Here is a 25,627-nt window from a genome sequence, read left to right as displayed (position 1 = left end):
TAGAATATGAGGTGCACCACATATTATCTCAACCAGGAAGGATAGCCATGAATCATATTATTCTCAAAGGTGGCCGCGTCATCGATCCAGCAGCCAATCGTGACGGTATTTTTGATGTATTGATCAAGGATGGCACCATCGCCGCAGTAGACCGTGACATCACACCACCAGATAGCAATACGACCATCGTCGACTGTCGTGACAAGCTGGTATTGCCTGGTCTGATCGATACACATGGCCATGTTTATCAAGGTGTCACTGGCCGTTTCGGCCTCAATGCCGATATGTGTGGCGTGTATTCCGGCGTGACAACCTTGGTTGATCAGGGCGGCGCCAGCTGCATCACCCTGCCCGGTTTCCGCCAATACGTAATCGAACCTTCGAAGACACGTGTGCTGTCATATATGTCGGCGTATCTGGTGGGCGGTCTGGAAGGACATTACTATCCTGAACTCTATCGCCCGGATTGCCTGAACGTAGAGGCGACTGTTACCGCCGCCAAAAAGAACCGCGATATTGTGTGCGGTCTGAAGGCACACGCGGAAATTGGTGGTTTTGCGCGCTGGGGCGTGGATGTCATGCGCATCGCCGCACAGATCGGACGCGAGGCAGCGCTACCTGTCTATATACACTTCGGCCAACTCTGGCCGAAACCGGAAGACGGCGGATCACCCGTCAATCCCGACAATATTTTCAATCAAGTGGTCGACATGCTCAAACCAGGTGACGTCCTGGCACATCCATTCAGTCGTCACCCGGGCGGCTTCGTTGAGCTCAATGGCAAGCTCCATCCGATGGTCAAGGAAGCAATTGCACGCGGCCTGAAAATCGACGTAGGTCATGGTTCGCACTTCAGCTTCAAAACTGCGCGCATCGTATTGGACGCCGGCGTCATGCCAGATACCTTGGGTGCCGACATGCATGGCTACAACACCATCGTGCCACCACCACCCGGCACACCATCCTGGCATCCGGATGAAAGCGTGCATATCTTCAAGGGCAATGAACGCTTCAGCCTGGTATCTGCCATGAGCAGCATGCTGGCACTCGGCATTCCACTCAATCATGTCGTCGCGATGGCAACCAGCAATGCCGCCAAGCTGGCAGGTATGGAAGGCGAAATCGGCACGCTCAAGGTCGGCAGCGTGGCAGACGTCAGCGTGCTCGAAGACCTGCGCGGACGTTGGGCGATGCATGACAATGAAGGCACGCAAGTCATTACCGAGCGCATGTTGCATCCTGCGTTCTGTTATCGCAATGGCGAACGTTTCGATGCAACTGCCACCATACTTCCGGTCGCCAAGGCTGCATGATGAAAATCAATCAGCCTCCCACCCTGCAAGAAGTTGAACAGGTCTTCGACGCCTACGAGCAAGCGCTGGTAGGCAATGATGTGACCAAGCTCGACGAGCTGTTCTGGAACAACGCTGCCACCTTGCGTTATGGTGCCGGCGAAAATCTGGTCGGCTTTGATGCGATACAAGCATTTCGCTTGCAGCGCCCATCCGCCAATCTGGCACGCACCGTCACCAGCCGACACATCACTACCTTCGGTACGGATTGCGCTGTCGCCAACATCACTTTTACCAAGGCAGGTGAATCGCGCATCGGCAGACAAACCCAAACCTGGGTGAAATTTCCCGATGGCTGGCATGTCGTCGCCGCGCACGTGAGTTGGATGGAAAGAAAATGAACACGCCATTGAGCAATCAGTTACAACCGAATACCGGCGGCGCTTTTCTGGCTGAAGCCTTTGGCCATTCTTTGCAAGCGCATCGTCCGCTGGGCAACAAGTTGAAAAACCTGCGCTTTGCAGTCAAGGATGTATTCGACATCGCCGGCACGCGCACCGGCGCAGGTAATCCGGTCTGGCTGTCCGGCAATCCCGTGGCAAAAAAACATGCCGCAGCAGTAGAGCGGCTCTTGTCTGACGGTGCCACCTTCGTGGGCAAAACGCTGACCGACGAACTCACCTACAGCCTGGCCGGCATCAACGCGCATTACGGTGTGCCACGCAATCCGGCCAGTCCGGATCGTCTACCGGGTGGTTCATCATCCGGTTCGGTAGCAGCCGTCGCTGCCGGCCTGGCTGATATCGCACTGGGCACAGATTGCGGCGGCTCGATCCGATTGCCGGCAAGCTATTGCGGCGTATGGGGTATGCGACCTACGCATGGCCGCCTGTCCGGACATGGTTGTCTCACACTTGCGCACAGCTTTGATACGGTCGGTTGGTTTGCCAATACGCTGGAACACCTTGAGCAAACCTTCTGCGCCTTGGCACATGCAGATGCCACCAGCATGCCAGCGACATTTTTGACTCTCAACGACGATGGCATCAACAGCTTGCTGGATCCCGCCGTACTCAATGCCTTTAGTGCGCTGAAAAACCAACAAACAGATTTTGTCGCAGTAACAAGCGCATTGGATCTGACCGCTTGGGCTGCAGCCTTCCGCATACTGCAAGCATCCGAAGCGTGGATGGAACATGGCCTGTGGGTTACGCAACATGCAAATGAATTGGGTCTCGATATCCGTCAGCGCTTCGACATTGCTGCCAGCGTGACGACAGCGCAAGTGCGCGCGGCGCAGGAAATCAGAATCGCGGCCATCAGCGCACTGAACCAGATTCTTGATGACCAGCACAAGGTCATCGTCATTCCAACCGTGCCCACACCAGCTCCGCTACTCACTGCAGACAGCGCGCAGGTCAACGATATACGCATGCGTTCACAACAGTTTCTCTGCATTGCCGGACTGGTGGGCCTGCCGCAACTCAGCATGCCGTGGATCCAGATCAATGGCGCACCAGTTGGCCTATCCATCATCGGTGGTCGCGGTTGCGATGAAATCGTTCTGCACGCAGCGCGTAAGTTACATACGCACATCACGAATTGATCACTCACGGAGAACAAGCATGAACACAGCCAGTCTCGACGATGAAATCGCACTGATCGCAAACCGCTTTCACGACATACTCTGGACGGATGTTGTGTTGCGCTCCCAGGCGCTACCTGATTTGCCCGCCGATGTACTGCTGCATGCCGGTCCGCCGCTGGTAGGTGAAATGCCTGCATCGATCAAACAAGCTGCGATGGAAGCCTTGTTGTTTGAAGGACTGGCAGAACATCATGAAGCAGCAGCGCAATTACTTGATCAGGGCAAGGTCAGACTAATGCCTGCGCAGGATCACGGAGTCGTCACGCCATTGGCGCAAGTAGTGTCTGCCTCGATGCCGCTATTCGTCGTCAAGAACAAGGGCGCAACGCGTTATGCGCCTATGGTTGAAGGCACTGCGCCTGCCCTGCGTTTTGGCAAACCGAGTGCCAGTTCACGTGCGCACTTGCAGCTACTTTCACAATTTGGCATGCATGTATTAAAGCCGATAGTGAAACACCAGGCCATCACCTTATCCACGCCGATACACTACGCCTTGCTCGGTGGGGAAGAATGTCATGCACTCACAGCGCGCGCCAATGTTGCGCTGACAGCACAGCTCCATGCACTAGACGCCAAGGATCGCCAGGTCATACTGGCCAATCCGGGCTTCGTGCTGCCGATACTGATGGCAGCATGCGCATTGCGTCTGGAACAGACCGGACACATCGTGGCTGCAGGCGGCAATGGACAGGTTTTCGGTTATCGTCTGCGCGATACAGATGGTTGGCAGACTATCGCCGCGACGCCACCTCAAGGCACGCGATTCAAGGGATATGAAAAAACGGTGGCGCTTGGTGCGATAGGCGACAGCGCCGTCATCGATTTCTGCGGATTGGGCGCACAGGCACTGGCTTACGTGCCGACTCTGGCAAACGACTGGAAAGAATTTTTACCCAGCGATCTGCACGCGCATCGAAGCCAGGTATTGAATGCCCGCAGCGGAATGGTGGATTTAAAAAATATACTGGGCAGAGATTGCTCGCCCATGGTCAACCTCGCCATTCTCGATCAAGCCGCAGAGATAGGCCTGATCGGGCGCGGTGTTTTCAAAGTGCCTACGCAGTTGTTTGCAGATCCGAGTGAAGTCACTTTAAGGTACTCATGCGCTGAGTCCTGAAACGTCTTGTGACAGCGGTACAGTCAAACGCCCAAATAAGCGCGCTGTACCGCTGGATCATCGATCAGTACTTTGGCCAAACCTTCATGCACGATACGACCGGTTTCCATCACGTAGCCGCGATCGGCTCCAGACAAGGCGAGTTGTACATCCTGCTCAACCAGTAACACGGTCACGCCGTCTTGCTGTATCGCCGCCAATATCTCCATCAGCTGATCCACCACGACCGGCGCCAGGCCCAGACTCATTTCGTCTATCATCATCAACATCGGCTTGGCCATCAAGGCACGCGCCATCGCACACATCTGCTGTTCGCCACCCGACATATTGCCGGCCAGTTGCCGTCGCCTTTCTGCCAAACGCGGGAACAAGGTGTACATGCGCTCCAGATCACGCATCAACTCCGCCTTATCGCGCCGCTTGTAACTCCCCATCAACAGATTATCTTGCACCGACATGCGATCAAATAACTGACGTCCTTCCGGCACTTGCACCAAACCGAGAGAAAACACCTGATCCGGCGTCATGTTCACCAGCTCATGTCCATTCAACTGAATACTGCCGCTACAGGACAGCATGCGTGACAGCGCGCGCAGCAAGGTCGTCTTGCCAGCACCATTGCTACCAACCAGAGCAACCATTTCTGCCGGATAAATTTCCAGGGCAATGTCATGCAGCACCGGCATTTCGCCATAGCCGGCGGACAGTCCTGCCACTTTCAGCAAGGGCGCGCGAGGCTGCATAGCGCGCGGCTCTTGCAATCCATCTTGCAGCACGCTGCTCATACGCGCTTCCTTCCCAAATACGCCTGAATCACTGCCGGATTCGACAGCACGACATCCGGCGTACCTTCGGCAATTTTTTCACCGTGATGCAATACCAGCAAACGATCAGACAGACTTTTGATCGCCTTGATCACATGTTCGATTACCAGAATGCTGATGCCTTGCGACCGCACCTTGCGGATGACCTCGATCACTTCTTCAATTTCGACATGATTCAAGCCAGCCATCACTTCATCACACAATAAGATTTTCGGCTGCATCGCCAAGGCTTTCGCCAACTCCAAACGTTTGCGACCCGGGCCACCAAGTTCATCTGCGCGCTGATCGACATTGCGCCCCAAACCGACGAAATCGAGACAGGCGCGCGCCTGCTCACGCGCTAATCCCAATTTGGCTTGGCCGCCATCGCGCCCAAACAAGGCACCCACTGCCACATTGTCCAGCACCGACAAACCTGGAAACGGCCGCATGATTTGAAAGGTGCGACCTATACCTAATCGCGCCCGACGATATGCAGGCACCGTAGTAATCGACTCACCTTGAAACAGTACGTCGCCGGAACTCGGGGCCAACGTGCCGCTGATCAGACTGACCAGCGTGGTCTTGCCGGCACCGTTGGGACCAATCAAGCCCAGAATCTCACCTTGCGCCAAGGAGAAATCAACGTCGTTGACGGCAATCAGACCGGCAAAGCGTCTGGTGACATGGCGAACTTCCAGTAGCGTGCTCATAGTCGATGCGATCGAATGTTTTCAATGAAATAGCGCCAGCCGACCTTGCGGAATCGGCGCAACATGTCGGCCAGACCACGCGGCATCAACACCACCGCGACCACTATCACTATGCCGAAGAACAAACCTGCAATGCTGGTTACTTCACTCGATAGGATTTCTGAAATGGCAGACAGCGACAAGGCACCGACGATAGGCCCGAATATTGTTCCTGCGCCACCGAACACTGCCATGATGATCATCTTGACGTTGAGGCTGATGTCGAAGGCGCTCACCGGATCGAGGAAGGTGATCCAGTAAGTATGTATGCCGCCAGCCAGCGCACTGAATACACCAGACAGCGCGAATGCTAATACTTTGTACAAAGTGGTGTTGACACCCATCACGGCGGCACCTTCTTCGTTTTCACGTATTGCGATCAAGCCAAAGCCGAAGCGACTGCGCGTCAGCCAGAATATCGTCAAGGTCGCGACCACCAGCAAACCTAGCGACAATTCGTAAAACAAGGGATCGTTATTCAGCGGCGGTAACACCAGACCGATATTCTGGCCAGCCACACCGATATTGGAGACGATAGCCGTCATCACCTGCGACAAAGCCAACGTCGCAATCGCGAAATAGTGGCCACGTAAACGCAGCACCGGCAAACCCAGCAGTACCGCAAAGATCACCGCCAGCACCACACCAAACACCATGCCAACGCCGAACGGTAGATGCCATTGCACCATCGCAATCGCCACGCCATAACTACCCAGACCGAAGAACACGGAATTGCCGAACGAGGCGTAACCGGCATAGCCGCCGATGATGTTCCAGCCTTGTGCCAATACCGCCAGCAACAAGGCGTTGATGCCAAACTGCACCAACACATCTGAACCGTACCAAGGCACGCCGGCCAGAATCACCAGTGCCACCAGGATCAGCCCTATGCGTAATCCTTTCACGCGGCTCTCCCCAACAAACCGCTAGGACGCAGTATCAGCACCAGCACCAAAATGCCGAAACTGGCGACATCGGAATAAGTAGGACCTATGTAAAGCGCAGTCAACGATTCCACGATCCCCAGAAACAAACCACCAACCAATACCCCAAGCGGATTGTCGAGACCACCGATAATCGCAATCGCAAATGATTTGGCAGTCAGCGTCGCACCGATATATGGATTGATCTGCGACACGGTGCCATACAATCCGCCGGCAGCGCCAGCCAAGGCAAGGCCGAGCGCAAACGTGGTCGCATATAGATGGCGTGGCTCGACGCCATACAGTCGCGCCGCCAGCAGGTTTTGCGCAGTAGCACGTATCGCCAGTCCGAGCCGCGTATGCAGCAAGAACAGCCACATGCCCACCGTCAATATAATCGCAGCGCCAAAAGCGGCCAGACGCACCACTGGCACCACAACCGGTCCCCATTGCAGACTGTTACCGGCATAGCTAGGATTGATAGTGCGGAAATCTGCCGAGAACATGATTTGCGCCAGATAGGTCAACACGACTTCCAGCCCGAAGGTGATCAGCAAGGTGTTGAACATCGGCGCGCGTATAACCAGATTCAACAGACCACGTTGCAATACATAGCCGAACCCGAACATGATCAATGCCGTGAGTGGCAAGCCGACGAATGGATCGATATGCAGATAAGTGTAGAGATACCAGGAAGCGTAAGCGCCCAGCATGATGAATGCGCCGTGTGCCAAATTAACGATATTCAGCACACCCCACACCAGCGCCAGACCAAGCGCCATCACAGCATACAGTCCGCCTAACAGTACCCCGTTGACGAGGATTTGCGCGAGCAGGTCCATGGCAGGCCGCCCTTACTTACGCGCATTCCAGGCCGGCATCGGATATTTCGGTTGCTTGACGAAACCTTTCGCGTTGTAGACTTCGACCAGCTCATTGCCCTGAACTTGAATGACTACCTGCGGCAAATCTATCTGTCCATTTTGATTGAAGGCAATCGGGCCATACAGGCTATCGAACTTCACCTTCGCGAGTGCATCACGCACTTTCTGCGGATCCATGCTGTTGGCATCTTCCATCGCCTGTACCAGTGCTTCTACATCAGCGACACCAGACGCTGCATGGTAATCAGGGTCGTAACCATATTTGGCTTTGTACTCTTTTGCGAATTTTTCAGCATCACCAAACCAGCGATCTTTAAGCGATGCCGATGGCAACCACGCTGTCATGCCGAATGCGTAATCAGCATCTGCGCCGAGTGCCTTGCGGAAGTCTTCACTAGGTACACCGACTGTAAATGAGTAGATCTTCGGTGCCACAGCCAGACTCTTGGCTTGTCGTACGAAATTCAGGATTTCAGTTTCGTGTCCGGCAACCAAAACAACTTCAACATTTTTGCTTTTAATTTGTGACAACAGTGAATTGAAATCCGTGGCATTCGTGCTGTAGCGTTCATCCATCACTATATTAAAACCGGCCTGTTTCAGCTTCGGCCGCGTGCCCTCCGCCACCGATACATCGAAAGCATCATCGGCATACAGCAGCGCCACGGTTTTCGGCACTGGCTTCAGCGCTCTCAACATGTCTATCGTGCTGCCGAAGTAATTACTGGCGGGTGCCAGTGTGCCGAATATGTATTTGAATTGCCGCGTGAAGATCTGATCGGAAGCGCCGCCACCCTGCACCATAGGCACTTTATATTTTTCCGATACGGCAGAATCGGCCAGTGCGAAATTGCTGGCGAATGGTCCGAGTAGAAGATTGACTTTGTCCTGTGTGATCAATTGCGTGTACTGGCGCACACTCAGATTGACGTCGGACTGATTGTCATACAGCTTCAGAGCTAGTCGATGTTGCTGACCGGCGATTTTGACACCGCCTGCTGCATTGATTTTGTCGATCGCGAGTTGATAAGCATCGCGGTAGTAACGTCCGGTATTGGCAACCGGTCCAGTCAGCTGTACCGATGCGCCGAGCACCACATCCTGCGCCAAGGCAGTGACGGGAGTCGCGAAGAGTAAGGAAATCAGTAGCGCTGAGAATAAACGAAAAGATGTGAGTAACATGGGGTTACCTCTTTCTTATGCAATTCAGACACTTCACACTGCAAGGAAAATCAGACTATTCCTACCTACCTCATCCGTCAATACAGCTTGCACAAGCTGCCTGAGATGGCAAACCAAACACTATGCGCACACTGATGCATCCTCGCTTTAAGTTGCCAGAAATACATAAATGATGACGCCATCTATTTGAGTAAGAACGCTTCCAGTAGTTTTAGTTCCTAATTACAAGAAACCGTCACTCAAAATCGCGATCATCACTTGGTGATGACATTGGTAAAATCATGCCTCAGTTATTTCTATGGGAAGTACACATCGTGGAAAATGTTAATCAGACTAATCATGCTGATTTAGTCGAGCGCTTAACAAATCTGGAATATGCGATCAGGCAGTCAATGACGGTGCGAGAAGACCAGGATGAGGCCGCCGATCAGCAACACAAGGATGAAGCTGAACGTTACGGAATCGTTATAGAAGATGCGACGACAAAAGGCGATCTGCTCAATGCAGTGCAAACCCTGGTTCGTACAACGCAGAAAAAGATGGCAGCAGAGTCCCTCGGCACCACACCGAAAAAATAAACCAAGAAGAGATTTCGTCTTAGTTCATTCCCAGCATACGCGCCAAACTGTTTTCCGATTTTTCATTCATCAGTTCTATGCGTTCTTCCAGCACCAAGAGATGCGCCTGCATCGCTTGCGTCGCACCCTCAACATCGCCACGCTCTATGCATTCAACGATCAATGTATGTTCGTCATGTTCGCAGGATGCGTGACCGCCCGGTTCGTGCAATGCCACAATCAGCGAGCAACGCGATACTAGTTCGCTTAGATAGCGTTGCAACAAAGGGTTGTGCGACAACTCGGCAACGCGCAAATGAAAGTTGGACGCCAATCGCGCCCAATCCACCTGCTTGTAGGTGTGCATGACTTTGTGCTCTTCATCCAGCATGCCACGCAACTTAGCGATGTCTGCCTTGGTCGCGTTTTTCACGGCGAGCGGAAGCATCGCTGTTTCCAGTGCGCGACGTGCTTCAAAAATCTGTCGCGTTTCTTCCTTGGTTGGCATCGCCACCACCGCCCCACGATTCGGACGCAGTTCGACGATATGGTCATGCGCCAGCTTTTGCAGTGCTTTTTGAATTGTCGTTCTACCGACATTGAACAATTCGCATAGCGCTGCTTCCGGCAACTTGGTGCCGGGCTTCAGGCGTTGACCCATGACGCTGTCAAATACCGTTTGATAAATACGGAGTACCAGCGCATCGCCGCTATCCGTACGATCAGCTTCTGCAACTATGCCCGGAATTGGGGCAGGTGATTTCGCCATCTTTTGCTCGTCGTTTCTCACAAGATTGTTGTTATAACTGCTGCCATAGTGCCACCGCAAGCTTTATCAAAGCACGATCGCTGCCAGCCGATCCTATCAACGATATTCCTATCGGCAAGCCAGATGCAGAGTTGAATGGCAAGCTGACTTGCGGCAATCCGGCCAGACCGGCAACGCAGGTAATACGGAAGGTACGGCTACGCAGATTATCTACCTCCGCGCCGGAAGCCGTCAGCAGTGGCGCAACACCGGCTGCAGATGGAATCACTGCCACACCGTCGGTACCCAGCATATCTCTGATAGATGCACGGATTTTTGCCTGTCTGGCAACCGCAGCATCAGCAGCAACTTGGCTGGTATTGCGCGCCATATCCCAACGCGCAGCGACTGCGGCACCGAAGATGGGTTGATGTTTTTCTATCCACTCGCCATGCACTTGCCAGGCTTCACGTGCCGATGCGCTAATGTATGTTAAACGCCACTCGTCCAGTTCTTCGCTGGTTCCGTTTGTTGTCACCCGTGTACGGAATGTCTCCAGATTTTGTCCCAGTGCAGCGTAGACTTGTTCAGCCTTTTCATGAAACACATCATCGGCCTGCGCCAGCACATCATCGAACAACATCGCGCGGCGGAAATTGGATGTCGGTGATTCCGGCAACAACACATCGGCGACGCGCATGAAAGTATCTGCATCATGTGCCAACCAAGTCGGCGTATCGAAGCTCGGATTCAGCGGCACCATGCCTGCACTCGGCAACAAACCGTGCGTAGTGCGCAAACCCCACAAGCCGCAATAACTGGCCGGTACGCGCGTCGAACCGCCGGTATCGGTGCCTAACGCAAAATCACAAAGGCGCGCAGCCACTGCCGCCGCCGATCCGCTGGACGAGCCGCCCGGCACGCGTCCTATCGCCAAGGTATTCAGCGGTGTGCCGTAATGCGCATTGTCACCGTTGATGCTGTACGCCAATTCATCGGTCAATGTCTTGCCCATCAAGGTCGCACCAGAATTCAACAATGCTTCAATGATGGGACTGCTCTTGCTTGGGATCTGATGCGTGGCCAGCCAAGTTGGATTGCCAGCACCAGTGGGATGACCAGCCACATCGAACAGATCCTTGGCGGCGAAAGTCAAACCCGCCAGCGGTCCGCTCGACGCACCATTAACGACGAAGCGACCATGCGGCACCCATGCACCTATGGTGTCTAGAATCGGGAAGTTGGCATCAGCCTTGATGGCGTCAGTATTTAAGTTCATGCAAATGCTCCGCTCTATATATGTTGAATAAGTTGTTCGTTGGTTTTGAGTACGTCCAGGGTATCGACGTAGTCGCAGATCGCGCCCGGCGTGGTAAACCAGACTTGATCTCGAGCGCGCGTGAGATGCGTCAGTGCCGCGCGCAAATGGCGCAGACGATATGGCTGACCAACCAGATAAGGATGCAGCGCGATGCCCATGACTAGAGGTTGATGCCTGGATTGCTCCAGCATTTCATCGAAGTTGTCGACAATCAGTTGCGCGAAATCCTTGCCGTCCATTTGGCGCGCAATGATCATCGGGATGTCATTCACCTCTTGCGGATACGGCAGTGACCACAGCGACTTGCCACTGCGCGTCGTCATTCGTATCGGTTGATCGTCATGACACCAGTTCAAGGTGTAGCGATAACCGGCTTCTGCCAACAGATCCGGCGTCACCAGACTTTCTGAAATCCACGGTGACAACCAGCCGGCTGGCGCGCTACCGCTTTCAGCCAGCATGCGTTCGCGACAATGTTCCAGCAGCAAGCGTTCTTCCTGTTCAGGTAACGTGCCCTGCTGCCGCGCATTCGTATGTCCGTGTCCTATCAGTTCATCACCTCTCGCAACAAAGGCAGCGATCAATTCCGGGCAGTGATCATAAAGAGCGGTATTCGCCAGCACGCCGGCCGGCAAGCCAAGCGCATCAAACAATTCCAGACAGCGCCATGCGCCGACCCGATTACCGTATTCGCGCCAGGCGTAATTCAATACATCTGGTTCCGGGCAAGCCGGGCCTAGTTTTGCACCCATGCCTTCGCCGAAAGCAAAGTGTTCAATATTGAAACCTATATAGACAGCCAAGCCCGCACCGTTCGGCCAGCGATACTGTGGTCGCTGCGTGATCGCCGAATAGGGAAAACGCTGGTGCGTATTTAATGGCGCAAACGCATTCATGATGGTGGAATCGCGCGTCGTCATAGCACCGCCAAACCTGCGCGCACCAGCAACCATTCCGCGCTGTCGTTCCAGACATCCATTTGCACGATCAAACCATCGCGCACGACATAGCGATCCACATAACGGTTGCCTTCAAATGTGCTGCCGTCTGGCCACGCACCATACAAAGTCCCGTAGCTGTAAACAATCGTGTGCTGCGGCGATCCGCCGACAACGACTTCCGTGCTCTCGATACGTTTCTTGACCCAGCTATAACGCGCGGCATTGAAGCGCGCACATTCTGCTGGCTCCTGCATCAATCGTCCGCCGGTAAAGCGAATCACCAAATCAGGTGTCGTCAAACGACGCGCGGCTTCGGGATTCGGAATCATCAGCAGGCGCAGATATTCATCTACAACTGCTGCTGCCTCGTTGGGCTGTGCTTGCGTGCTGCCTAGTGGTGCGTGTTGCATCATTTTCTCCAGTGTTCGCACAGTTCTTGTGCGCTGCTTAAACAGATCAAATCGCTTTTTCTGCAAATTGTCGGCAATACAGTCGATAAATTGCCAATGAAATGAACATCATTTTGTTGCGATGGCATGCACCTTGCATAAGTCGTGCCGGGCATTCCATTTCCTTAATCTCACCGAGAGGAACCATCATGATTAGATTTACTCGCCGCACTTTCGCCGCCGCCTGCACGCTAGTTGCATGCAGCGCTTTCATACCGACCGCATTCGCCGCCGACCCAATCAAGATCGGTCTGGTCACCGCTTTGTCGGGACAATCAGCGCAAGCAGGCGAAGCAATTGCACGCGGGCTCAGCGTGGCTATCGACGAGATCAATGCCAAAGGCGGTCTGTTGGGAGGACGCAAGATCGAGCTGGTACGTCGCGATGACGAAGGCAATCCGGCCAAAGGCGTGATCGCTGCACGCGAACTGATCTACAAGGAAAAAGTCTCCGTGATCTTCGGTGGACTGGACACGCCGGTATCGATGGCGATGGTGCCCTTGGTGAATCAGGAAAAAGTACCGTTCATGGGTCCGTGGGCTGCAGGCACCGGCATTACCAAGAATGGCGCAAGCCCGAATTACGTATTCCGCGTATCCGCAGTGGATGAGATTGTCGACAAAGCGATGGTGCAATATGCGCAAAAAACCTTCAAATCCAGCAAGGCAGGTTTGATCCTGATCAACAACCCTTGGGGCGAATCCAATGAAAAAGGTTTGGTCGCAGCACTCGCTGAAAAAGGCACCAAGCCAGTCGGTATTGAAAAATTCGAAGGCAGCGACATCGACGTCGTACCGCAACTCAATCGCTTGAAAGCCGCCGGTGCCGACACGCTTTATATGGTCGGCAATGTCGGACCATCCGCACAAGTCGTCAAATCGCTGGATCGCATGGGCTGGAAAGTGCCGGTCGTTTCACACTGGGGTCCGGCTGGTGGACGCTTCACTGAACTGGCAGGTCCGAATGCAAAGAATGTGCACTTCGTACAAACCTACAGCTTCTTCGGCAAGCAATCACCAGTGGGTGAAAAAGTCATCAATGCGCTCAAAGCCAAATATCCAAATATCAAAGGCCCGGACGACATCACACCAGCAGTCGGCGTAGCGAATGCGTATGACGGCATGCAACTGGTCGCACTGGCAATCACCAAAAAAGGTTCCAGCGATAGAGAAGCAATTCGTGAAGGACTCGAGAGCATCGACCGTTACGAAGGCTTGATCAAAACCTACACCAAGCCATACAGCCCGACCAACCATGACGCACTCAACGAGAACGATTATGTGTGGGCGCAATTCATCGACAACCGCATCCTGCCTGTCGGCTTGGCGAAATAAATACATACGCAAGGCAGCAGTACATCACTTGATGTCTGCTCGCTTTGCAGATGGCACGACTCGGAGAATGACAAATGTTGTTATCAGCACTGATTAGCGGTATCGGTTTGGGAAGCATGTACGGCTTGCTGGCATTGGGCTTCTACATCACATACGCCGTGTCCGGCACAGTCAATTTTGCGCAAGGCAGTTCGATGATGCTGGGTGCAGTACTGTGCTTTTGTTTTACGCAAACCCTGGGCTTGCCGATGTGGCTGTCCATCGTGTTGGCACTGGCCTTGTGTGCAGCTTATGGCTTGCTGGTGGAGTTGCTGGCGGTGCGTCCGTTTGCCAGCCGCGGCTCCAATGCCTGGCTGATGTCCACCGTCGCACTCGGCATCGTTCTCGATAATCTGGTGATGCATACATTTGGCAAAGAACCACGCAGTCTGCCTTCCGACCTGGCCATGACGCCGATAGAAATCGGCGGCATTGGTCTGGGCGTCTATCCGCTGCAATTACTGATTCCTGTATTGGGATTGGCCTTGGCAGCATTGCTGCACACGATCTCGCGCCGCACGCGTTGGGGTATTGCGATGCTGGCGGTAGTACAGAATCGTCAGGCCGCGCAACTGATGGGTATACCGATCAAGCGCACCATCGCCGCCGCATTTGCACTCTCCGCTTTACTCGCCGGCGTTGCCGGCATCTTGATCGCACCACTGTTTAACGTGAATGCCGATATGGGCACGCTGTTCGGCCTAAAGGCATTTGCCGTTGCCATCCTCGGCGGCATCACCAGCGCATGGGGTGTGATGCTGGCTGGTTTGTTGTTCGGCATCGTCGAAGCGCTGGTGACTTCGTCGCTGGGTTCCGGTTACACCCAGATCATTACATTCGCGCTGGTCATCGTGGTACTGGCTGTGCGGCCCAACGGCCTGTTTGGGCAAAACGAGGTTAAAAAAGTATGAAGCAATTTTCTTTTCCATCGCAGCTTGCGCTCACTCTGGTCTTTCTTGCCGCGGCCTGCGGTCTTGCTCTTGGACTGAATGGCTACTATGTCTTCGTGCTGGCCAGCATCGCACTGACGGCGATCGTCGGTATCGGCTTGAATGTCTTGCTCGGCCTCACCGGACAAGTCTCGTTCGGCCATGTCGGCTTCTATGCCATCGGTGCTTATGCGGTCGCCATATTGACGACCAGCATGGGTTGGAGTTTCTGGCTCGCATGGCCGGTCGCTGCAGTGATATCCGGTGTCTTCGGCTTGTTGCTCGCCTTGCCGGCATTGCGTGTCAAAGGTCCGTATCTGGCGATGATCACCATCGCGTTCAGCTTTATCGTACAGCACGGCATAGTGGAAATGCGCGGACTGACTGGCGGACAGAACGGCATCATGGGTATTGCAGCGCCCAGCTTTGGCGGCCTCGTCGCTGGTGAAACCGGTATCGCATTACTTGCATTAGTCACTGCAGCCGTTCTCTTCATTGCCTTTTCCTGTCTTGCACACGGTACCTGGGGCGCAGCCATGCGTGCAGTAAAGGATAGTGAAACTGCAGCAGAATCCATCGGCCTCAATCCACTCACGATCAAGACGGCTGCGTTTGTTGTCTCGGCCATGCTGGCCGGATTGGCTGGCGGATTGTTCGCACCTTTATCTGCATTCGTCACGCCAGATAGTTTCGGCTTCATGCAATCGATTTTGTTCGTATTGATCGTAGTTGTCGGCGGTGCCGGTTCCGTTGCCGGGCCACTAGTCGGTGCACTGATCGTCGGTCTGCTGCCTGAGTTGTTGTCTGGCTTGGCAGAATATCGTTTGCTGTTCTTCGGCACATTGTTGCTGCTGGTGCTGTGGGTCGCGCCGGATGGCGTAGTCGGCGCATTGCGTCAACTCGGCAAACCACGTCGCACACAAAAACAAACTTCTGCGAGTCATGCAAATGCAGCGGACATGGCACTCACCTCCCGTCCGCGTCGCACACTGCGCACCGATGCACTCAGCATGGTATTCGGCGGCGTGCGCGCGGTCACCGATCTGAGTTTTGAAGTCAAACCTGCAGCCATCACCGGCTTGATTGGTCCGAACGGTGCGGGTAAAACCACCGCGCTGAATATGCTCAGCGGTTTCTACCAACCGACCAAGGGTGGCTTCAGTCTGGATGGCGCAGCCTTGCAGGGTAAAAATGCTTACGTAATTGCCCGAAAAGGTATTGCACGCACGTATCAAACTTCAGAGTTATTCGGCACGCTCAGCGTCGAGGACAATGTGGCGCTGGCGACAAGTCGCGGCAAGCTGGGACACCTGCTCGACACGACACGCTTCAATGCATCCGGCGTGCGCAATCTGAGTCAACAGTTGCTGGCTTACTGCGGCTACTTCGGCGCGACCGATACGCCCGCGGCAGATCTCGCGCATGTCGATAGACGCTTGGTCGAAATCGCACGCGCACTCGCTACCGATCCGGATGTTCTGTTGCTGGATGAACCGGCAGCTGGCCTCTCGACCGAAGACAAAGTACAACTTGCCGCGCTGTTGCGACGCATAGCGGCAGCAGGCATCAGTGTCGTCGTGGTCGAACACGATATGACGTTGGTGATGGATATCTGCGACCAGATCGTGGTGCTGGATGCCGGCAAACGATTGGCGGTAGGAACACCAACCGATATCCAGAACGATCCTGCCGTGCGTCAGGCTTATCTGGGCGACGCCAATATGGATAGCAACGACATTTCCAAGCGCGAGCACAGAGAAGTTAAAGGAGAAGAAGTCCTCGGCGTCGGCGATCTGGTAACCGGCTACGGCGCAGAACCGGTGCTGCAAGGCATCAACATCCAGGTCAAACGCGGCGAAATGGTGGCGTTACTCGGTGCCAACGGTGCCGGCAAATCAACCTTGATGCGCGCCCTCGCCGGCTTGCATAGACCAGTCAGCGGTGGCATTCACTTCGAAGGCACAGAGCTAAGCAAGTTGTCGGCAGATGCCATCGTCGCCAAAGGTTTGGTACTGGTGCCGGAAGGACGACAAGTATTTAAAGATTTGTCGGTATTGGATAACATTCGACTGGGTGCCTTCCTGTATCCGCAAGATATGAACACGCGCGTCGAAGAAATGCTGACACGCTTTCCTAGATTGCGCGAGCGCTTGCATCAACGCGCCGGTCTGCTTTCCGGCGGCGAGCAACAGATGCTGGCAGTGGCGCGTGGACTGATGTCGCGTCCACGTATTCTGCTGCTGGATGAACCATCGCTTGGTCTGGCACCCAAGATAATCGCCGAATTGTTTGCTGCATTGGATAGACTACGTGCGGAGAACATGACGATATTGCTGGTGGATCAAATGGCCGCTCTCGCACTGGCACTGGCCGACCGTGCTTATGTAATCGAAGGCGGCCGCGTTGCGGCACAAGGAACGGCAGCAGAAATCGCCAGCAATGATGGATTGGCCAAGGCTTATCTTGGCGGACACTAATGAATATAAAAAGGGACTAGCAAGATGGAACACGAAATCAATTTGCCGGAAGTCGTTGCCGAAGTGACGGCTGCATTCATGCGTTATGAAGCAGCGCTAACCGGCAATGATGTCGCCGTACTCGATGAACTGTTCTGGAACAGTCCGCACACGCTGCGCTACGGCGTTGGAGAAAATTTGCTGGGCTACGACGCGATCCAGGCATTTCGCCTTGCGCGTCCATCCAAAGGACTGGAGCGCGACCTGGTCAACACCGTCATCACGACTTACGGTCGCGACTACGCCACTGCCAATACCGAGTTCACCCGCAAAGGTGAAGCACGCGTTGGCCGCCAGAGTCACACCTGGCTGCGTCTACCGCAAGGCTGGCGCATCGTGGCGGCGCATGTGTCCTTGATGTCTGCATAGACTACAAAAATTTTCTTCAATGGCACCGATTGCGCTCAGCTTCGGTGCCATTTTTTCACCACCTAATCCTTAGCACCTGATCTCCGCATCATCTCACTCGGCGTCATTCCCATGATCTGTCGAAACGCATGACCGAAGGCAGCAACGCTACTGAATCCCAGCTGCGCCGATATCTGTTTGATCGACATGCCGCCACGCCCCAAGGCTTCCACTGCAGCCATGATGCGTGCACGTTGTCGCCACTCCTTGAACGTCAAATTGGTTTCCGCCGGAAACAGTCGCGTGATTGTGCGCGCTGATGCGCCGGCAGTGTGCGCAAGAATTTCCAGTTCGCGATCGTTGGCTGGATCGGCAAGTATCATTTCGGCCACGCGTCGCGCGCGTGCATCAGTTGGCAAAGGCATGAAGGTCGCCGCGTCTTCATCCTCCGCGAGTTCAAACAAGGCTAGCTCTACCAATAAATCAATACGCTTGGGATGCGAGCCTTGCTTGAACGCGGCGAGTATCGTTTCACGCAGCAAAGGGCCGACGGCAACGACGAATTCTCGATTCAATCGTGGCGCTTCTGGATGTGTGGCCAACCAATCCGCAGGCACCAGCAAGGCACGCATTTGAATATCGGCCAGCACATCGACCGCGTGCTCTATCCCCGGCGGCAACCAAACCGCGCGCGCCGGCGGCACCAGCCAGCGACCTTTGGGTGTCGTCACTTGCATGATGCCGCTGGATGCAAACAGCAATTGCGCCTCGCGATGCACGTGCAAACCCAGGTGCGTGCCGCGTGCATAAGCAGTAGCCCCAACTATCATTTCTTCCTCTCAAGCTCAAAAAGCACCGAAGAATTGGCGTGTAAGCGATGTTAGTTGTCGCCCCGTCGATGAACAGTCAGATTAACCTAGCTAGACTTTTTTAGAAAGGATAAGGCCTGTTAACAATGAACAATCCCCGCACCGTCATCCTCTACATGAACATCGCTCACTTCATCGATCACTACGCGATGCTGGTCTTCGCCGCAGCGGTCATCGTCATGGCACCAGTCTTCGGCATGTCTTATGCCGACTTGCTGCCTTATGCGACGCCCGGCTTTATCGCTTTCGGCGCGGGTTCGCTACTGACCGGATGGCTGGGTGATCGCTGGAGTCGGCGGCACATGATGGTGATCTTTTTTATCGGCATTGGTCTGGCCATGATGTCCGTTGGTTTGACACAGTCGCCACAACAATTGAGCATCGCCTTGCTGGCCGTCGGTCTGTTCGCTGCGATCTATCATCCGGTCGGCACCGCCATGCTGGTTGCGCATGCCGACAAGCTCGGTCGTGAAGTCGGCGTCAATGGTGTGTGGGGCAATCTCGGCGTTGCATTGTCGGCACTCATCACGGGCGTAGTCTGCCAATACATAGGCTGGCGCTGGGCGTTTGTGTTGCCGGGCTTCGCTGCAGTAGTCGCTGGCATCCTCTTCGCGAGCAAGGTCAAACACGAAGCGCGCGGCAGTCGCAAGGCCGCCAGTACGACGACGGCACGCGTATCAAAAGATGCCATGTGGCGTGTGATCGTCGCACTCATCATCACCATCATTGCCAGCTCCACCACGTTCAATGCACTCACAGTGGCATTGCCCAAGCTGTTCACGGAACGCTTGTCCGACCTGACCAGCAATACCGCGCTGATCGGTGTCATCGCTGCGGGTACCTATGTGTTCGGTGCATTTGCGCAATATGCGATCGGACATTTACTCGACAAGCATTCGCTCAAAACCTTGTTCCTGCCATTGGCTCTGATACTTGCACCGCTACTTTTCCTCGGCGCATCCTTGTCCGGCATCCCGCTGGTTCTGGTCTGCATTGGCATCATCATCGGCATCTTCGGCCAGATCACCGTCAACGACGCAATGATAGGCAAGTACACCAGCGACGAATGGCGCTCACGCGCCTACTCGGTACGTTACTTCCTGGGATTTACCGCAGCGGGCGCTTCGGTCGGATTGGTTGCGATGCTGCATGAACGCGGCGGCTTCACGCTGATGTTGCAGGCATTGGGCGCGCTGTGTGTGTTGATCATCGTTGCGGCGATTGCTTTTCCAAATGAAGAACGATCGAATGCTTAAGCCGGCATTGAATTGAGCGACGGACTGTAAATCCGTCGCACTCTGATTCAAAAGGGTTATGTGCAAACGTAACCCTTTTTGTTTAAGCGCTGATCTCGACGCAAATAGAAAGACGCATCGCAACCGCTTGCAACATGAGTAGCACATAGACTAGGCTGGCAAAAACATGAATAGATTGTCCTTGTCGGAGACAAACCTAATGACCGTAAACCTCGGCACCATCAGCAAGGCCGACGCAGCTGATCTAGACGGCATACTCAAACTGCAAGCCGCCAATCAAATAGAGCAAGGCGGTACCTTGTCCGCCAATCTTTCACGACCACGCGTGGCGGCGATGATGGACGATATGCCGCTGATCGTTGCGCGTCGTAATGGGAAAGTGGTCGGATTTCTGATGACGACCACGCGCGAGATGAATGCCGATCTGGCGATAGTCAAAGCGATGTTTGCGGTATACCAGGGATCGACGAATGCTTATGTATATGGCCCGATCTGCGTAGATGCAAATGAACGCGGCAAGGGCTTGGCGCAAGCCATGTTTGCGGAATTGCGCCGCCTGGAATCAGGGCGCGAAGGCATACTCTTTATACGGCGCGATAACGAAGCATCGATACGCGCACATGCACGCATGGGCATGCGCGAGGTTGGGGAATTTCAATTCAATGGCGGTGACTTTGCGGTTTTATCCTATATCGGATAAAGCATTCAAGCTTTTATCTGCGACGATCAGCAAGAGCACACATCGTCGCAGCATCTCTCACTCACTTCTCGGCTAGACAACTCAAGCGTACTTGATGGCCGAATTCCTTGCCTCTGGAATTTGCATAAGCTTTATCAAAATAAACCGTCTGTATTGCATCCTTCTTCACCTGTAACGGTATCCCTTTGACGCCAATGATCATATCGAGCGTATGTTCAGGCTTTGCGCCTTGATCGCGCCATGCGGCGATGGATGTGAACATTGCACCGTAGCTGGCGCAATAAGATTGTCTATCCATGTTGGCGTCAGCATGTGCGAACGCGGAAGAAATGCTCAGTAATAAAGTGACGGTGATTTTTTTCATGAATACCTTGAGTCGATCACGCACTATACAGACTATGCCTGCCGCACTTGCGAACTATGCATGCCACGGTGATGAAACAAGTCGATGGAGGTGGAAACAGGCGTTCACGTCACTGACTCAATAAGCATCGTCAGCATCACTGCAAGATAAGACATCCGGACGTTATCAAGGATGCAAGGAAGAAGTTGCAATCACGCGGAATGGCTCCACTGATGTGAGCGCCAACTATCGGCGGAGAGCGCTCATTTTATTTTGTTGATCTTGTTGAGATAGCGTTTCTTCAGGTCGTCGGCGATTTCCACACCGAGATACAAACCCGCGAACAGCCAGAGCGGCAGGATGATACAGAACAAAGCGTAAAGTAAGGCGTTCATCATTACCTCGCAATCGATTGCCGATTCCCGATAATAGCGCAGGTTTGGGCGCGGTGGCACTTTTGAAGATGGCACCAGCAGATTGCATCAAATCAGCAACAGAACAGCACGAACATGCAGCCACAAAGACAAGGACAAAAAAAAGAGGACGAAATGTATCGTCCTCTTTTTAACTCTGTGCACCTGCGATCAAACGCAAGCGATTAGAAGTCATTACTCAGATCATCACTTGCGATTCAACTTCACCTTAGGCTTGGTCGGATCAAAAGGACGGCTAGGCGCGCCAGCTGTTCTTTTCGATGGCGCTTTGGTATTGCGCGCTTTTTCCGCTACGCGACGGTCGCCGCCTTTGTTCGGAGCAGCCAGAGTGACGCGCTTGTCGAGAGACGGCTCCTCCGTTGGACGCACACCGGAATGGCTGATGCGCAACTTGTGCTGACCTATCGCGACCGTCTTCAGTTGGTCGAATACTTCTGTCGGCATGCCGGCAGGCAGATCCAGCAAGCTGTAGTTATCAAAGATCTCGATGCGACCGATATATTTGGCTTCGAGTCCCGCTTCATTCGCGATGGCACCGACGATGTTGGCTGGCTTGATGCCGTGCGTATGACCAACTTCGATACGGAAAGCCTCCATCTCAACCGCGCCTGCTTTTTTCTGTGCAGTGCGTTCTTTCTTTTGCGCGCCCGGCTCTTTCACCGCTGGCACATCACTCTCAAAATGTTCTTTCGGAGCTGGTGCTGCAGCTGCCGGCGCTGGTCGTTCAGCACGTGCCGGACGTTCTTTGCTTTCAGAAAAATCTTTGTCCTTACGCACAGGCTTGTCGAACGAAGCTTCTTTTCTCGGCGCAGCCTTCGGTGCTGGCGCGAATGATGCAGCTTCGCCATCGCGGCTAATATTCAATTGTTGTCCAGCCACCCACACCGCTTTGAGGTGATTGAATTGTTCCGGCGACAGACTCTCAGGCAAATCGAGCGTGCTGTAATCGTCGTAGATTTCGATGCGACCGATGTACTTGGAATCAAGGTTCGCTTCATTCGCAATCGCGCCGACGATGTTGCCCGGCTTGACGCCGTGCGCATGGCCGACTTCGATGCGGAAGGTTTGCATGCCTTCATCCGGCGCACGCGGGACGCGCTCCTTGCGTGGCGCAGCCGAGCGCTCGCTACGTTCAGGACGCTCAAATCTTTCCGAACGCTCTGGTCGGTCATTCCGCTCAAAACGTTCTGAGCGTTCAAAGCGACCGCCGGATACCGGCTTGTCGCTGCCCCACGATTCACGTGGTGCTGGCTTGTTTTTATCGATCAGCAGCGGCACATCGCCGCGCGCCATTTTTGCCAGTGCGGCAGCGATTTCCACTGCAGGTACATTGTGTTCGCGCTCGTAATCTTCGATCAGCGAATGGAATACATCCAAACCACCAGCTGCGATGGTTTCTGCAATCTGTTCCTTAAACTTGGAGATACGCACATCGTTGACCGCTTCCACGCTAGGCAATTCCAGCACAGAGATAGGCTGACGCGTAGCGCGCTCAATCGCCTTCAACAAATTGCGTTCACGCGGCGCGATAAACAGAATCGCTTCACCGCTACGGCCAGCACGGCCGGTACGACCGATACGATGGGTATAGCTTTCCGGATCGTGCGGTACGTCGTAATTGATAACATGGCTGATGCGCTCAACGTCCAGACCGCGCGCGGCAACGTCGGTCGCAACCAGAATGTCGATCTTGCCATCCTTCAGTTGCTGAATCGTGCGCTCGCGTTGTTGCTGTTGAATATCGCCGTTAATTGCCGCAGCGGAGAAACCGCGCGCCTGCAATTTGCTCGCCAATTCTTCGGTACCCAACTTGGTACGCGCGAAGATGATCATGCCATCGAAAGTTTCCGCTTCCAGAATACGCGTGAGCGCTTCCAGCTTCTGCATGCCGCTGACCAGCCAGTAACGCTGACGGATATTGTCAGCAGTGCCGGTTTTGGCAGCGACAGTAATCAGATCAGGGTCGCGCAAGTAAGTCGTGGCGATACGCTTGATCGCGGAAGGCATGGTCGCGGAGAACAATGCGGTCTGACGCGATTCCGGTGTTTTTTGCAGGATGGTTTCCACATCATCGATAAAGCCCATGCGCAGCATCTCATCGGCTTCATCCAGCACCATCGTCTTGATCTTCGACAGATCGAGCGAGCCTTTTTCCAGATGATCGATCACGCGACCTGGCGTACCGACAACCACATGCACGCCACGGCGCAATGCGCTCAGTTGCGAGCCATAGCTCTGGCCACCATAAATCGGCAACACATGAAAACCGGGAATATAAGTCGCATAACGCTGAAAAGCCTCCGCCACCTGGATCGCCAGTTCACGCGTAGGTGCCAGCACCAAGGCTTGCGGCGTGGTCTGTTTGATATCAATACGCGCCAAGATCGGCAAAGCGAAAGCCGCTGTTTTACCGGTACCGGTTTGCGCTTGCCCAAGCACGTCGCGGTTATTCATCAGCAGCGGGATCGTGGCTGCCTGAATCGGCGACGGCGACTCATAACCCAATTCCTGCAGCACGCGCAGGATAGGCTCGCTCAGGTTAAGGTCAGCAAATAGGGGGAAGGATGCTTCAGACATAGTTACTCACAAGAATGTTCGTATCGCGAAGTGCGAAAGATGGGACGGAGTTTACTCTCTTGTAGAAGCAAAATTCAGGTAAAGCGCTTCTCCGAACCATATTCCACTTGAACAAAACCATAATCCAAACCATGAATATGTCTTTTAGGCAATATATGCTAGCGTGCGTAATGCACTTTTGTCTGGTGCTGCTATTCGCGACTAGCTCACAAATTCTGCTCGATAACAGATTAACTTGAGGCGAGATACCCATGCATGCAACATTAGAGACTATTAAAACTGAACTGGCGCAAATTGAGGCCGATGTAAAAAACACCATCCCAAACAATGAACCGTTCAATATCGTGCATGGAAACTGGTCTTTCCCTGGAATCACACGCGATGAACTGGCAGACGCTGCTACAACGCTAATAGCCCTTATCGACCTTCATTCAGAAGATAAGATAGACGCAGACACATCTCTTTTAGTTGACTACGTAAGACGTCTGACATTTTTGCGTACTCAAACTATCGCCCAAATTTGGGGAAATCCAGGCGCTGCTGTTTCTGCCTACAGAACTACGCTAGACGGATTAAAACATGCTTTAACAGCGGTGTTTGAGAACAAAGATGTAAAGAGCCTAGACGTAGAACGCGTCGAAGCGCTTAGAAAAATGAAGGCACTCCATACAACGTTAAGAACGGTAGAAGCCCGAGTACAAACCTTAGACAGCAGGTCCGAAAATCTTGACGAAAAAGTTGAACGGATTGAACAAGCGCACGAAGCTGCTGATCAACTACCTACAGATTTAGAAACATTAAAGGAATCGCAAAAGACACTTGATGATCTGCTTCATGATTCCACTCTAGATCGATCCGAAATAACAAAAATTCTGTCAGACATCACCGAAATTCGGACGCAATTAGAAAAAAGCGAAAAGGAAGCAACTGCGATTGTAGAACGTTGTGATGCAGCCTATAGAGCAACCACGAGTGAAGGATTAGCATCCGCTTTTGCGGAACGATCAAGATCTCTTAGCCGCTCAATGTGGATATGGGTATTCGGTCTTATCGTAGCTCTTACTTTAGGCGCTATTTTTGGTGGGATGCAACTTCATAATTTGAGTGAAGCACTCAAAACTACAACTACTACTGAAAAGAAAAATATTGAGATTTTTGTTAACTTATTTTTATCTCTATTTTCAGTCGCCGCTCCTGTTTGGTTTGCTTGGATATCAACCAAACAAATTGGTCAACGATTTCGCTTAGCCGAAGATTACGGTTACAAAGCATCAATCTCAAAAGCATACGAAGGCTATCGCCGAGAAGCAGCTTTACTTGACCCTGATTTTCAAGCGCGACTATTTTCTTCTGCCCTTAATCGTCTAGATGAAATACCACTTAGACTAGTAGAAACAGAAACTCACGGAAGTCCTTGGCATGAACTAGCATCCTCAGAATCAGTAAAGAAAGCGGTGGCTACCATCCCAGGATTTAGCGAAAAAGTTTCTGATCTTGCACAACAGGCTTTAGCAGTCATATCTCAGAAGCCAAATCCTAAAGATATAGAACCAGAAAAAAAGAAAACCTCAGATAAAGATGAATAGGCACCAACAAAGGCTTCCTCGACGTTACGAGCACTAATCTCAAAGTTGAATTGAAGTGAAGTGAGCGACAATGTTCGAT

Annotated in this window: 25 protein-coding genes; 12 read left to right on the top strand and 13 right to left on the bottom strand. The window is 53.4% G+C overall.

Going from position 1 to position 25,627, the window contains the following annotated elements; all coding sequences use genetic code 11:
* The first annotated feature begins 47 nt into the window (after nt 1–47).
* Genes AC07N2_RS05450 through AC07N2_RS05435 form a run of 4 tightly spaced genes read left to right on the top strand, consistent with a single transcriptional unit; the run spans nt 48 to nt 4,057 of the window.
* A complete protein-coding gene (locus AC07N2_RS05450) occupies nt 48–1,313 on the top strand; it encodes an amidohydrolase/deacetylase family metallohydrolase (RefSeq protein WP_494777362.1) in 1,266 nt (421 codons plus the stop codon).
* Complete coding sequence (hpxZ, locus tag AC07N2_RS05445; RefSeq protein WP_494778121.1) at nt 1,313–1,693, top strand: oxalurate catabolism protein HpxZ; 381 nt, start codon at nt 1,313–1,315, stop codon at nt 1,691–1,693. The genes AC07N2_RS05450 and hpxZ (AC07N2_RS05445) overlap by 1 nt, the downstream gene beginning before the upstream one ends.
* Nucleotides 1,690–2,898 (top strand): amidase, encoded by a 1,209-nt coding sequence (locus tag AC07N2_RS05440; RefSeq protein WP_494777361.1) that lies wholly within the window; start codon nt 1,690–1,692, stop codon nt 2,896–2,898. The genes hpxZ (AC07N2_RS05445) and AC07N2_RS05440 overlap by 4 nt, the downstream gene beginning before the upstream one ends.
* Before the next feature lie 19 nt (nt 2,899–2,917).
* Nucleotides 2,918–4,057: an oxamate carbamoyltransferase subunit AllG family protein gene (locus tag AC07N2_RS05435; RefSeq protein WP_494777360.1), complete on the top strand. Its 1,140-nt coding sequence runs from the start codon at nt 2,918–2,920 to the stop codon at nt 4,055–4,057.
* 23 nt (nt 4,058–4,080) lie between these two features.
* Here AC07N2_RS05435 and AC07N2_RS05430 read toward each other — a convergent pair whose 3' ends face one another.
* Genes AC07N2_RS05430 through AC07N2_RS05410 form a run of 5 tightly spaced genes read right to left on the bottom strand, consistent with a single transcriptional unit; the run spans nt 4,081 to nt 8,601 of the window.
* Entirely contained in the window at nt 4,081–4,842 is a 762-nt protein-coding gene (locus AC07N2_RS05430; protein WP_494777359.1) for an ABC transporter ATP-binding protein, read from the bottom strand.
* Entirely contained in the window at nt 4,839–5,573 is a 735-nt protein-coding gene (locus AC07N2_RS05425) for an ABC transporter ATP-binding protein (protein ID WP_494777358.1), read from the bottom strand. Before AC07N2_RS05425 ends, AC07N2_RS05430 begins: the two co-directional genes overlap by 4 nt.
* A complete protein-coding gene (locus AC07N2_RS05420; RefSeq protein WP_076592984.1) occupies nt 5,570–6,517 on the bottom strand; it encodes a branched-chain amino acid ABC transporter permease in 948 nt (315 codons plus the stop codon). The genes AC07N2_RS05425 and AC07N2_RS05420 overlap by 4 nt, the downstream gene beginning before the upstream one ends.
* Nucleotides 6,514–7,377 carry a branched-chain amino acid ABC transporter permease gene (locus AC07N2_RS05415; RefSeq protein WP_494777357.1) on the bottom strand — a complete coding sequence of 288 codons (864 nt, stop codon included), beginning with the start codon at nt 7,375–7,377 and terminating at the stop codon, nt 6,514–6,516. Before AC07N2_RS05415 ends, AC07N2_RS05420 begins: the two co-directional genes overlap by 4 nt.
* 12 nt (nt 7,378–7,389) lie before the next feature.
* Entirely contained in the window at nt 7,390–8,601 is a 1,212-nt protein-coding gene (locus AC07N2_RS05410) for an amino acid ABC transporter substrate-binding protein (RefSeq protein WP_494777356.1), read from the bottom strand.
* A 281-nt stretch (nt 8,602–8,882) separates the two neighbouring features.
* On the opposite strand from AC07N2_RS05410, the gene AC07N2_RS05405 reads away from it, so the two are divergent.
* Nucleotides 8,883–9,179, top strand: a complete 297-nt coding sequence (locus AC07N2_RS05405) for a hypothetical protein (protein ID WP_494777355.1) — start codon at nt 8,883–8,885, stop codon at nt 9,177–9,179.
* Nucleotides 9,180–9,198: 19 nt separating this feature from the next.
* Here the strand turns inward: AC07N2_RS05405 and AC07N2_RS05400 are convergent, their stop codons facing one another.
* Genes AC07N2_RS05400 through AC07N2_RS05385 form a run of 4 tightly spaced genes read right to left on the bottom strand, consistent with a single transcriptional unit; the run spans nt 9,199 to nt 12,581 of the window.
* Complete coding sequence (locus tag AC07N2_RS05400; RefSeq protein ID WP_494777354.1) at nt 9,199–9,927, bottom strand: GntR family transcriptional regulator; 729 nt, start codon at nt 9,925–9,927, stop codon at nt 9,199–9,201.
* 31 nt (nt 9,928–9,958) lie between these two features.
* A complete protein-coding gene (locus tag AC07N2_RS05395; RefSeq protein WP_494777353.1) occupies nt 9,959–11,185 on the bottom strand; it encodes an amidase in 1,227 nt (408 codons plus the stop codon).
* A 14-nt stretch (nt 11,186–11,199) separates the two neighbouring features.
* The gene (locus tag AC07N2_RS05390; RefSeq protein ID WP_494777352.1) at nt 11,200–12,147 is read right to left on the bottom strand and encodes a polysaccharide deacetylase family protein; all 948 of its coding nucleotides are present in this window, start codon (nt 12,145–12,147) and stop codon (nt 11,200–11,202) included.
* The gene (locus AC07N2_RS05385; RefSeq protein WP_494777351.1) at nt 12,144–12,581 is read right to left on the bottom strand and encodes a nuclear transport factor 2-like protein; all 438 of its coding nucleotides are present in this window, start codon (nt 12,579–12,581) and stop codon (nt 12,144–12,146) included. The genes AC07N2_RS05390 and AC07N2_RS05385 overlap by 4 nt, the downstream gene beginning before the upstream one ends.
* Before the next feature lie 185 nt (nt 12,582–12,766).
* On the opposite strand from AC07N2_RS05385, the gene AC07N2_RS05380 reads away from it, so the two are divergent.
* The 4 genes from AC07N2_RS05380 (at nt 12,767) to hpxZ (AC07N2_RS05365) (ending at nt 17,804) form a co-directional block, all read left to right on the top strand.
* Entirely contained in the window at nt 12,767–13,951 is a 1,185-nt protein-coding gene (locus tag AC07N2_RS05380; RefSeq protein ID WP_494777350.1) for an ABC transporter substrate-binding protein, read from the top strand.
* 74 nt (nt 13,952–14,025) lie between these two features.
* Nucleotides 14,026–14,901 carry a branched-chain amino acid ABC transporter permease gene (locus tag AC07N2_RS05375; protein WP_494777349.1) on the top strand — a complete coding sequence of 292 codons (876 nt, stop codon included), beginning with the start codon at nt 14,026–14,028 and terminating at the stop codon, nt 14,899–14,901.
* Nucleotides 14,898–17,396, top strand: coding sequence for a branched-chain amino acid ABC transporter ATP-binding protein/permease (locus AC07N2_RS05370; protein ID WP_494777348.1), 2,499 nt, complete (start codon nt 14,898–14,900; stop codon nt 17,394–17,396). The genes AC07N2_RS05375 and AC07N2_RS05370 overlap by 4 nt, the downstream gene beginning before the upstream one ends.
* A gap of 24 nt (nt 17,397–17,420) precedes the next feature.
* On the top strand, nt 17,421–17,804 hold the full coding sequence (hpxZ, locus tag AC07N2_RS05365; RefSeq protein WP_494777347.1) for an oxalurate catabolism protein HpxZ: 384 nt from the start codon (nt 17,421–17,423) through the stop codon (nt 17,802–17,804).
* Between the two features lie 62 nt (nt 17,805–17,866).
* On the opposite strand, the gene AC07N2_RS05360 is transcribed toward hpxZ (AC07N2_RS05365), so the two are convergent.
* Nucleotides 17,867–18,613: an AraC family transcriptional regulator gene (locus AC07N2_RS05360; protein WP_494777346.1), complete on the bottom strand. Its 747-nt coding sequence runs from the start codon at nt 18,611–18,613 to the stop codon at nt 17,867–17,869.
* A gap of 125 nt (nt 18,614–18,738) precedes the next feature.
* Here AC07N2_RS05360 and AC07N2_RS05355 point away from each other — a divergent pair, with 125 nt between their 5' ends.
* Together AC07N2_RS05355 and AC07N2_RS05350 are read left to right on the top strand one after the other, a co-directional pair.
* Entirely contained in the window at nt 18,739–19,908 is a 1,170-nt protein-coding gene (locus tag AC07N2_RS05355; protein WP_494777345.1) for an MFS transporter, read from the top strand.
* A gap of 199 nt (nt 19,909–20,107) precedes the next feature.
* Nucleotides 20,108–20,608 (top strand): GNAT family N-acetyltransferase, encoded by a 501-nt coding sequence (locus AC07N2_RS05350; protein ID WP_494777344.1) that lies wholly within the window; start codon nt 20,108–20,110, stop codon nt 20,606–20,608.
* 61 nt (nt 20,609–20,669) lie between these two features.
* On the opposite strand, the gene AC07N2_RS05345 is transcribed toward AC07N2_RS05350, so the two are convergent.
* From AC07N2_RS05345 to AC07N2_RS05335, 3 genes are all read right to left on the bottom strand, one after another.
* Entirely contained in the window at nt 20,670–20,972 is a 303-nt protein-coding gene (locus tag AC07N2_RS05345) for a hypothetical protein (RefSeq protein WP_494777343.1), read from the bottom strand.
* A gap of 242 nt (nt 20,973–21,214) precedes the next feature.
* Entirely contained in the window at nt 21,215–21,349 is a 135-nt protein-coding gene (locus tag AC07N2_RS05340; RefSeq protein ID WP_494777342.1) for a hypothetical protein, read from the bottom strand.
* A gap of 222 nt (nt 21,350–21,571) precedes the next feature.
* Nucleotides 21,572–23,962: a DEAD/DEAH box helicase gene (locus AC07N2_RS05335; RefSeq protein ID WP_494777341.1), complete on the bottom strand. Its 2,391-nt coding sequence runs from the start codon at nt 23,960–23,962 to the stop codon at nt 21,572–21,574.
* 251 nt (nt 23,963–24,213) lie between these two features.
* Here AC07N2_RS05335 and AC07N2_RS05330 point away from each other — a divergent pair, with 251 nt between their 5' ends.
* Nucleotides 24,214–25,548 carry a hypothetical protein gene (locus tag AC07N2_RS05330; RefSeq protein ID WP_494777340.1) on the top strand — a complete coding sequence of 445 codons (1,335 nt, stop codon included), beginning with the start codon at nt 24,214–24,216 and terminating at the stop codon, nt 25,546–25,548.
* Nucleotides 25,549–25,627 lie beyond the last annotated feature (79 nt).

Source organism: Herminiimonas sp. GW821-FHT09C12, from assembly GCF_059416385.1.
Note: the sequence above shows the minus strand (reverse complement) of the source record. Positions and strands in the feature narration are given on the sequence as shown.